A 10,578-nucleotide genomic window follows, 5' to 3' on the forward strand; every position below is an offset into this window, starting at 1 on the left:
AAGATTAACTCTAAGATTAACTCTAAGATAAACTAATTATTTATCACCTTTTAATTCAGGGTGTAATGATTCGTACATTTGCGCAAAGTTTTGTGAAGTTGGAGTAATCCCTTTAGTGTAGTAGTACACATATTCGTTTAGGTTACGACAACGATCACCAATACGCTCAATTTGACGTAAAGCAATCACCACAATGAAGTACTCTTTTAAGTATTCAAGGTTTTGTTTAGCTTCTTCGATAATGTTGCGGAAAATATCTTTATACACTAAACGGTAGTTATCTTGCATGTAAGCTTCAGTAGCTAAGTTTAAATCCATATTAATTAAAGCTTCGGTAGCTTTATGGATTAAGCTTACTGAGTTTTCAGCAAATTGCTCAATACGTGCAATTAGACCATCAATAACGTGGGTAGATTTACGTGCGGTTTCACAGATTTTAGTTACTGTATCACCGATACGTTCAAATTCCGAAGCAGCTTTTACAATTGTAAACACTAAACGTAAGTCTTGAGCTTTTGGTTGGTGTTTAGCAATGATATATAGGCAGTAATCGTGAATTTGGATTTCCATTTTATTCACGTGTACGTCGTTAGCTAATACTTGCTCACAACGATCAGTAATATTTGATTTGTCTTCTACGCGGAATAAAGCAATAGCGTCTTTAAGTTGTTGTTCAACCATGCCGCTCATTGTTTTAATCATTTCGAGAGATTTCTCTAAATCCTCGTCAAAGCGTACACGTGTATGTTGTTTCGTACTTAAAACCATTTTTAGAAAAGCCTTGAGATATTTGTAAATAAGTTGTAGTAATAACTGCTTAGTAGCGTTACTCCTGTGGTAAGTATTAGCCGCAGGATATCAACGTTTCCTCAAGACTTAGTCTTGGGCAGTTAAATGCATAGATGTTATTAACCGAAACGACCTGTTACATAGTCTGAAGTACGTTGATCTTCAGGGTTCATAAAGATCTTATCAGTCTCATCATATTCCACTAGTTCACCTAAGTACATAAAGGCAGTGTAATCAGATACACGCATTGCTTGTTGCATTGAGTGAGTTACGATTACTACTGTGTACTCGTCTTTAAGTTCAAGAATTAGATCTTCAACGGTTGAAGTTGAAATCGGGTCTAAAGCTGAACATGGTTCGTCCATTAGTAATACTTCAGGTTTTACGGCAATGGCGCGAGCAATACATAGACGTTGTTGTTGACCACCTGATAATGAGTTACCTGATTTGTGGAGTTTATCTTTTACGTCATTCCATAATGCGGCTTTAGTTAGAGCCCATTCAATACGCTCATCTAGTTCAGCACGTGAAAGTTTTTCATGGTGCTTAACCGCAAATGCGATATTGTCATAAATTGACATCGGGAATGGTGTTGGACGTTGGAAGATCATCCCCACACGTGTACGTAATTCCATGAGATCAAAATCTGGATCAAGAATGTTTTGTCCATCAAGCAGAATTTGACCGGTAGCACGTTGTTCTGGATAAAGGTTGAACATACGATTAAACGTACGTAAAAGCGTTGATTTACCACAACCAGATGGACCAATAAGTGCCGTTACGGTTTTTTGTTTGATTTTTAAATTGATGTTTTTTAAGCTATGGAAGTCACCATAGTAGAAGTCAAGGTTTTGCGCTTCTAGTTTTAGATCTTGTGGATCGATAATCATGTTGTTACCTAATTTAATTTTTTATGCATTAAGTACTTGATTAAGCATTAGCTTTGCTTGAAGCATAGCGAGCAATCAGATTGAGTAAAAGGATTGACACTGTAATAATTAATACAGCTGCCCATGCAAGATCAATCCAGTTTTCATATGGACTTAAGGCAAATTTATAAATTACCATAGGGAGGGTTGCTGTTGGTTTGGTAATATCAACGTTCCAGAACTGGTTGTTTAACGAAGTAAATAGTAATGGACCGGTTTCACCCGCAATACGAGCAATTGATAATAATAAACCAGTAAGAATCCCTGCCCATGAAGCTTTTAAGGTTACGCGTAAAATAGATTTGTATTTTGGTAAACCTAAAGCTGCTGAAGATTCACGTAAATGATTAGGAACCATTTGTAGCATGTTTTCTGTTGTACGTGTAACTACAGGTATTTGTAATAGCGATAGTGCAACTGCCCCCGCAATAGCACTAAAGCCTCCCATTGGCGTTACAATCACCACGAAGACAAACAGACCTAAAACAATTGATGGCGCAGAAAGTAGGACGTCGTTTACCGTACGTAAACATTCAGCAAAAACTGATTTTTTTCCGTACTCGGCTAAATAAACTCCAGTAAGAATACCCAGTGGAGTACCGATAGCAGTGGCAATAACGCAGACAATTAACGAACCTACAATAGCATTTAAAAGACCACCAGCTTCGTTTGGCGCTGGCGTCATTTGCGTAAACACTGCAAGATTTAAGCCGTGGATACCTTTAACTAAAATTAGTCCAGCAATCCACACTAACCAGAATAGGCTAAAGGCTACACAAAAATAAGCTAATACGGTAGCAATTTTATTTTTAAACTGTCGGCGCGCTTTAAGACTTTTTGCGGTAGTCATTATTTACCATCCTTTCTTGCTGAAAGTTTAATAAGCAGTTTAGAAGCTAAAAGCACTAAGAACGTAATAATAAAGAGGATTAAACCTAACTCTAATAATACTGAAGTGTATAGTTCGTCCGAAGCTTCCGCAAAGTTATTCGCAATCACTGAGGTAATGGTTGACAGAGGTTGATATAAAGATACCCCTGATAAGTTGAACGTATTACCGATTACGAATGCTACTGCCATAGTTTCACCTAAAGCACGACCTAAACCTAACATAATGCCAGATACTAGACCTGTACGGCATGATGGCACAATAATGTGATAGATACTTTCCCAACGAGTAAGTCCCATCCCATACGAAGATTCAAGCAGGATTTTCGGTGACTGGTTAAACATATCAGTCATAGTAGCCGTAATAAATGGAGTAATCATAATCGCAAGTATAATCCCAGCTGGTAATAAGCCAAGACCCCATGCCGGACCACTTACTAAAGCTCCCACGAAAGGAATGCTGCCAAGAATGTGTTGCACTGGAATTTGGAAGTATTCACTAAATACAGGAGCAAATACCATTAAACCAAACATCCCGAACACAATTGACGGTACGGCTGCCAGTAATTCGAGGAGCTGTTTAATAATGTTTTTAAGTTTTGCAGGGCAAATGTACACTAAAAACATAGCTGTAAAAAAACTAACTGGTGTGGCAATGAGTAAGGCAATTGCCGAGGTTACTAAAGTACCGACAATTGGAATAAAGGCTCCATACTCATTTTTACTTGGCTGCCATTCTCTTTGCCATAAAAAGGCAAGATTAAATTTTTTGAAACTAGGTATAGACTCGATAACTAAGGAAAGAATAATTCCTACGAGTACTACGAATACAAATAGAGCGGCTAAGCGTACTACTAAACCAAAGATTCTATCTGCAGTCTTACCTTTAGAAATAGTCTTGTTACTCATAGTTTAATTTATTGTAGCGCTCACCCAAAATTAGAATCCTCGACTTTTCACAAAATTAAAGCGGTAAATTTAAAGCCAGCAAGCGCATGGCTTGAAAATTTTTAAGTATTGCTACTTAAAAGAACAACAGGCTTTCGCACTGTCAAAATCGGCAAAAAGAACTGGTTCAAACTTGCCTTGTTAATTTTGAGAAAAAAAAGAACCCTAATTTTGGGAAGCGTTATAAACCCAAGATTAGAACAGCTTAAGGAGCTGGAGTTTCTAACGACTTAGCTGATGATGTAGTCTTAACACTACTTGAAAAGGTTGAAGGGTGATTAAGAATAAACTCGGCAACTTGACTATTAAAAGGAACATACATTAAGTCTTTAGTTTCTGCTTGTTGTCCGAGCATGCCAAAGCTAAAGTAATTTTTTAAGATCTCTAGTTTTGAGCTATCCTTATGGATTAAGACATAGGTAATAGCATTAATAGGCCAAGCTTGAGCATCATCAAGGTTACTAACGTTTGGCGCTAATGATGTTTGCCAATCAGCAGCGGCGATAGCATGCGCAAATGACTCATCTGAAGCTCTGACAATGTTGCCATATTTATTTTGCATTGCCGCTACCCCCATATGCATGGTTTTAGCATAGCCATATTCCATATAACCTATAGCACCATATACACGTGGTAATACCGCGGCAACCCCTTCGTTACCTTTACCACCTAAGCCTACAGGGAAGTTAATGGCTTTCCCTACCCCAAAGCGTGCTTTAAATTCAGGAGAAACATCTGAGAGGTATTTACTAAAGTTATATGTAGTACCTGAACCGTCTGAACGGAATAATACGGCAATGAACAGATCCGGTAATTCGAGATCAGGGTTCAGTGCTTGAATCGCAGGGTCATTCCATTTAGTTATTTGTCCCATGTAGATTTTGGCGATAATGTCACCGTTAAGCACTAGTTTGTCGTTTAGCTCACGGAGATTAATCGCCATTACAATCCCCCCACCAAGTGTAGGGAACTGGAACAGACCACTCTCATCAAGTTCTTGGGCTGATAATGGGTAATCACTAGCACCAAAATCTACGAGTTTGGCTTTAATTTGTTTTACCCCACCACCCGAACCAATCGACTGATAGTTAACTAATAGGTTATTTTGTTGGGCAAAATTAGTAGCCCATTTAGCGTATACAGGTGCAGGGAATGAAGCTCCAGAACCAACAATACTTTGATTGTTAGTTGGTGCTGGATCTGCAAAAGCTACACTCGATACGGTAAATAGACCTAACATTGCCAACCGAGCCCATCGACTCAGCTTACGAATTAGATAATTCATCATATAAAACATTCTCATTTGTGAAAAGTCTGCGTATATTATAGCATGCGACCCTTATTTTTCTATGTCACTGACGAGGGTAATTTTAACAAAATTAAGACAAATTTCGGTGCAACGGTAAGTGCTAAATTTAACAATTTGTTTTGCACCAGTTAGAGATAAAAAGGAAATGAGTAAAACTGGTAAAAGAGGAGTTATAAATTACGGCAAGAGATGATTTATAAAAGGAGAGAGGCGGGGATGACGAAGACTAATGGTAACTAATTAATGTGTATTGTTTTTTGACTATGGCGATACCTAAAATCTTAAAAAGAGAAAGTTGAAGAAGGTCAAAAGATCTAAATTTAGTACCTAAAAAAGAGTAGCAATGATGACTAAAAATTGAGTTTGAAATAGATAACCTTAATTATGTCTAATAAAAAGCAGAAAAATCACTATTTTACATAAATCTCGAAATAGCTAAAATTTATTACTTTTTACATTTTATTGGAAAAATTAAGTTAACAATTGAGAGTAAAAATGACGTAAAATCAAAAGGTAAGTTGTACCTAAAGATTAAGTTCTAACTCGAATAAACAAGTAAAATATTCTGTCATACATTTAGTATTTTAGTTAAAATATAGCAACTAAGGTGTTACTAAGAGGTTACTCAGAGCTAAATCTAACTAGAAGCAATGGCTGATTAGAAGGAAGATTTTGCTTAAAGTAAAGATAGATTATTAATTTTTATTTCTATATCTCTCTTTGTGGAGTATCTATTTCATGGCAGTAAATATAAACGTAAACGTTAAGCATAAACATTAAACCTTAACAGTAAATAAAACGAGTAAGCAACAGCAGTAAAGTTAATTAAAAAATGCAGTTAGTAATAAACCTCATCTTTTAATTAACTTGCTCCAATATCGCATAAGCGTATGAAGTCAAAGAATAATTCTCCAATGACAGAAAAAAACGACAAGACAGAGAATAAAAACTCTGCAGCCACTTACTCCCAAGCTTTTAGTTTTGCGGAACTGTGGGAAGATGAAAATCCAACAACTATAGAAAGTTCAACAACTGCTACTACTTCACAAGCAGAAGCAAAGGCTAATACAAATTTAACGGCTTCAGAAACTAAGAAGTCTTTTAAGCCAAAGAAAGCTATAAACAAAAGTAAACCGACTGCGCAAGTAGAAGCAGTGGACAATACTGTGCTAGTTGAAACTGTGCAAGCTAATAGTCAGCAAGATGAAGTTGTACAAGTTGAAACTATTCAGGTTGATAGTCAGCAAGATAAGGCTGTGCAAGACGCAACTATGCAAGCTGCAACAGCACAAGTTCAAAGTTCTAATTTAAGTAGCAAGCAAGATATCTCCATTTCTACCGCTAATAGTACAAATGACAATACGGCAAGTAATGATATCTCTGATGATTTAGATAGTTATCCAGAGAATCCTGATTTTACTGCTATTGCCGAGCTTACGTCACATATCGATCAAACTACTCTTGCACAGTTACAAGCCGAGTTCGATAAAGATGTAGCAAGTAATATGGAAAAGCTTGCTGGACAAACTACAAACCAAGATCAACTAATTAAAGGCTTACAAAATTACTCTAGTCCTGATTTTGTTTATACTGACGAGTCGATCGAACAAGCTTCTCCAATGATGAAGCAATACTTAAAAATTAAACGCGAAAACCGCGATAAAGTATTGTTTTTCCGCATGGGGGATTTCTATGAGTTCTTTTTCGATGATGCGGTATTAACGGCACGTGAACTAAGTTTAGCGGTTTCTTCACGTCAAAGTCATATGGGCGTGACCGTTCCTATGTCAGGGATTCCTTATCATGCCTATGAAGCCTATGCTGCTAAATTAGTAGCAAAAGGTTATTCTATTGCCATTTGTGAGCAAACTTCTGATCCTAAAGCCAAAGGTCTAACCGAACGTGGCGTAGTACGTATTTTTACTCCAGGTACGCTTTCAGAAGAATCTTACCTTCCTGCTCGTGATAGTAAACCTTTAGTAGCCGTATCAAGTAACTATGTGCAATATGTAGTAGCGCTGTTAGATGTTTCTTCAGGTTTTGTGGAAGTGAGTTGTCTGGATAATTATCAAGATTTCTTAAATCGTATTCAGCAATATAATCCAGCAGAAATTATCTATACAGACCAAGCACTAGTAGAGAATCCTGCCTTTAAAAAATATCACTGTACTCAAGTTGATAGTGAATATTTTACAGGTCGTTCTCCGCTTGATAATATTCGTGCCGTTTGGGATAAAGAACAAGTTGCTCGTTTCCAAGAGCACAAGCATTTAATTCCGGCTACCGGGGCACTAATTAAATATGTGCAGCAAACGCAAATGGTAACTCCAAGCCATTTACAAGTAGCTCGTTTTGCGCACGAACAAGATTTAGTTTTACTTGATAGTAACACGGTGCATAATCTTGAGTTATTTGCAACCACAACTGGACAAAAAACTTCAAGCTTTGTGGAAGTGCTGGATAATTGTAGCTCAACCATGGGAGCGCGTTTGTTTCGCCGTTGGGTACGTCAACCAACACGTAATCTTGCACAACTAGAAAAGCGTTTAGATTATGTTGAAATCTTCTTAAAGCACGATCGTGCACGTGCCAAATTAATCACCCTGTTAAAATCATTAGGTGATATTGAAAGGATTGTGGCTCGTATTTCTTTAGGAAATGCTTCTCCTAAAGATTTAGGTGAATTACGTAATAATCTTTTAATTGTGCCGCATTTAAATCGTACATTCCAAGAGTTTTCTTTACCGCTTGATCCTTTAGAAGAATTAGCTCCTTTAAGATCATTACTACTAGCAGCGCTTGAAGATAAGCAACCAATGTTCTTACGTGATGGGGGAGTAATTCGTTCTAGTTTTAATGAACAACTGGGTGATCTGCGTAATGTACGTGATAATGTACTCGAAGTTCTAGCTGCAATTGAGCAACGTGAAAAAGAGCGTACAGGCATCGAAACTTTAAGTGTAAAACTTAATAATCAAAATGAAATGTACATTAATATTCCTACGGGAAATGCTGGTAACTTAAACAAGATCCCAGATAATTACATTCATAAACAAACCCTAAAAAACGCACGTCGCTTTACCACTCCTGAGTTACGTGATTTAGAAATCAAATACGGTGCTTCTGAATTACAAATTGCTGAATTAGAGAAAAGTATTTTTAATTCGATCTTAACTGCACTTAAAGCAGAATTAAAGTACATTCAGCACCTAGCAAATCAATTAGCACGTTTAGATGTATATGTAAGCTTTGCGCAACTGGCATTTGCTCATAATTATGTACGTCCGCAATTTAATGCCCAGCAAGAACTTACAATTAAACAAGGACGTCACCCTGTAATCGAGCAAATCCTAAGCAAACCATTTATTGCTAATGATACGAATGCTAATGCCCAACAGTCTTTAGCAATTATTACCGGTCCGAACATGGGGGGTAAGTCTACCTATATGCGCCAAAATGCTCTCATTGTCTTAATGGCATTGATTGGGAGTTTTGTGCCAGCGACTTATGCGAATATCCCTTTAGTAGATAAGATCTTAACCCGTATCGGAGCTTCGGATGATATTTCTACTGGTAAGTCTACGTTCATGGTAGAAATGTCTGAAATGGCATATATTTTAGATAATGCTACAGATAAGTCTTTACTGCTCATCGATGAAATAGGACGTGGTACAAGTACGTTTGATGGTTTAAGTTTAGCTTGGGGTTGTGCGCAATATATTGCGCAAAATATCAATGCTCTAACCTTTTTCTCAACTCACTACTTTGAGTTAACAGCCTTAAGTGAACAATTACCTAATGTTGTGAACTTATCAGTATCAGCCGTTGAGCATAATGAGCAGATTTCGTTTTTACATGAAATCAAACAAGGTACAGCTAATAAGTCTTATGGTCTTGCCGTTGCTAAATTAGCAGGTGTACCTGCGCAAGTGTTAGGTATTGCTAGTCTGCAGTTACAACACCTTACCCAACAAAACCAACAGCAAGGTGCTGCTTTAAGTGTGGTCGAAGCTCCTTTAGTACAAGCAGCAAGTTTAAGTCCTGAACAGCAACAAGCTTTAGACTTATTGCAACAAGCTAACTTAAACGAATTAACACCTATTAATAGTCTTGCCTTACTCGAGCGTTTACAACAACTGCTCAAAGGGAAGAAAAAATAAAGATGAATTAAATGCAGTGAACTAAATGCAGTGAACATAAGCGTATGAGATGTCAGTAGCCTTGAGTGCTAACTTATGAGTGGTCTTTTGTCCTAGCTAATGAGTGGTATTGAGTTCTGACTATGAGCTGTCTAGCGAACTTCTAGAGAACTTACTTGTGAACTCATTTTGAGAACTCATGTGTTGGTTCATACGACCTTCCACTTATGATTTCATTGCCTATTCATTCTAGTATTACTTAAACCTTAAGAGCCCGAGAATTGTTCTCGGGCTCTTAAGGTTTTTTTAATGTTTGCTTGGCAAATAAAAAAGCTCTAACTAATAAGTTAGAGCTTGAGAAAATGAAGTTTAAAAGTTTGCTATCTATTTGCATAGATGACTTTGTCTGGGCTAATCTAATTATTAAATAATTAGTTATGATTAGCTGACTAAAGTTAGAAACTAATAAAGCTAAAATTTAGATGTTATGAGTAGAAGAAATCTATTAAAGTCAAAGATCCTTACTCAATAACGTAAATAGGGTAACTAATTATTTAGATAGGGTAGGTGATAAATAATTAGTTGTAGAGTTCATAATAAGCAATTGTTACTTAACTTTTAAAGATTACATTTTTGGACGTAATGGAGAACCATCGTCTGGAGTTGGGCAACCTTGAGCAATTTCATCGATTGTTGCTTCACGAATGCCAATAATCTCTAAATCGAATGTTAAAGTTTGACCTGCTAATTCAAGATTAGCGTCAACTGTAACTAAACCTTTTTTCTTATCAATTTCAACAACTTTAACAGGTACATCACCTTTATCAGTTGCTGCTAAGAAGTATAGACCTTCACGTAGTTCCATGCCTTCTGGTAAACCAGTAAATAGATCTTCGCTAACTGTTTGTACTAGATCTAAGTTACGTTCACCGTATGCATTAGGCACTGAAATTAAGCCTTTATAGCCTACTTTTAGACCTTGTAATTGTGCTTCTAACCCAGGCATAATATTTTTATGACCTTGTAAATATTGGAATGGATCCATACGGGTTGCTGAGTCAATTAATTCGTTTTTTTCGTTATAAACTTTATAAATTAAAGTTACTACTTTATCTGTATCTATAAATAAAGCTTGAGACATATGTGAAAACTGTTTACAATTTGAGAATTTAAGAGACTATGCGGTTAGATAATAATGTATCTGGCGATAGCTCTTATATTCTAACTCACGGTAATTGGCTAAATTATAGACTAATTAATTAGTCACAGCTCTAGGTGAGACTAATGCACAAAGGTTTAATGTTACTTGCAAATAGCAAGTATGATTAAACATCGGTCGTTGGCAAAATACAGTCTATGACTTAACCCCTAATACTAACCACTTGCCTGTTTAGTAATGAAACTAAAAGTATTAAAAAAGAGTTTATGAGCTTAAGTTAAGACTAAAAAAGCGTGGATAATATATCAATTAATGCGCTAACATTAATTTGAGGAAGATTATTCTATTATCTTATATATCTAGTTTATATACCTAGTGCTTTATATTGTACTCTTTATTAAAGGTTCTATCCAAGTA

The 10,578-nt window shown here is 36.5% G+C and carries 7 protein-coding genes; 1 reads left to right on the forward strand and 6 read right to left on the reverse strand.

Annotation, left to right across the window (positions count from 1 at the left end; genetic code table 11):
- Positions 1-36 precede the first annotated feature (36 nt).
- The 5 genes from phoU to pstS form a co-directional block, all read right to left on the reverse strand.
- Positions 37-768, reverse strand: a complete 732-nt coding sequence (gene phoU / locus CKF58_RS06275; RefSeq protein WP_119532070.1) for a phosphate signaling complex protein PhoU — start codon at positions 766-768, stop codon at positions 37-39.
- A gap of 140 nt (positions 769-908) precedes the next feature.
- Complete coding sequence (pstB, locus tag CKF58_RS06280) at positions 909-1,679, reverse strand: phosphate ABC transporter ATP-binding protein PstB (protein ID WP_119532072.1); 771 nt, start codon at positions 1,677-1,679, stop codon at positions 909-911.
- A 40-nt stretch (positions 1,680-1,719) separates the two neighbouring features.
- Complete coding sequence (gene pstA, locus CKF58_RS06285) at positions 1,720-2,568, reverse strand: phosphate ABC transporter permease PstA (RefSeq protein ID WP_119532074.1); 849 nt, start codon at positions 2,566-2,568, stop codon at positions 1,720-1,722.
- On the reverse strand, positions 2,568-3,515 hold the full coding sequence (gene pstC, locus CKF58_RS06290; RefSeq protein ID WP_119532076.1) for a phosphate ABC transporter permease subunit PstC: 948 nt from the start codon (positions 3,513-3,515) through the stop codon (positions 2,568-2,570). Before pstC ends, pstA begins: the two co-directional genes overlap by 1 nt.
- Before the next feature lie 244 nt (positions 3,516-3,759).
- A complete protein-coding gene (gene pstS / locus CKF58_RS06295) occupies positions 3,760-4,842 on the reverse strand; it encodes a phosphate ABC transporter substrate-binding protein PstS (RefSeq protein ID WP_222987744.1) in 1,083 nt (360 codons plus the stop codon).
- Positions 4,843-5,753: 911 nt separating this feature from the next.
- Here pstS and mutS point away from each other — a divergent pair.
- Complete coding sequence (gene mutS, locus CKF58_RS06300) at positions 5,754-9,023, forward strand: DNA mismatch repair protein MutS (RefSeq protein WP_119532080.1); 3,270 nt, start codon at positions 5,754-5,756, stop codon at positions 9,021-9,023.
- A 604-nt stretch (positions 9,024-9,627) separates the two neighbouring features.
- Here the strand turns inward: mutS and CKF58_RS06305 are convergent.
- A complete protein-coding gene (locus CKF58_RS06305) occupies positions 9,628-10,143 on the reverse strand; it encodes an FKBP-type peptidyl-prolyl cis-trans isomerase (protein ID WP_119532082.1) in 516 nt (171 codons plus the stop codon).
- Positions 10,144-10,578: the final 435 nt, after the last annotated feature.

The organism is Psittacicella hinzii, from assembly GCF_003585935.1.
Classification (GTDB): Bacteria; Pseudomonadota; Gammaproteobacteria; order Enterobacterales; family Psittacicellaceae; genus Psittacicella; species Psittacicella hinzii.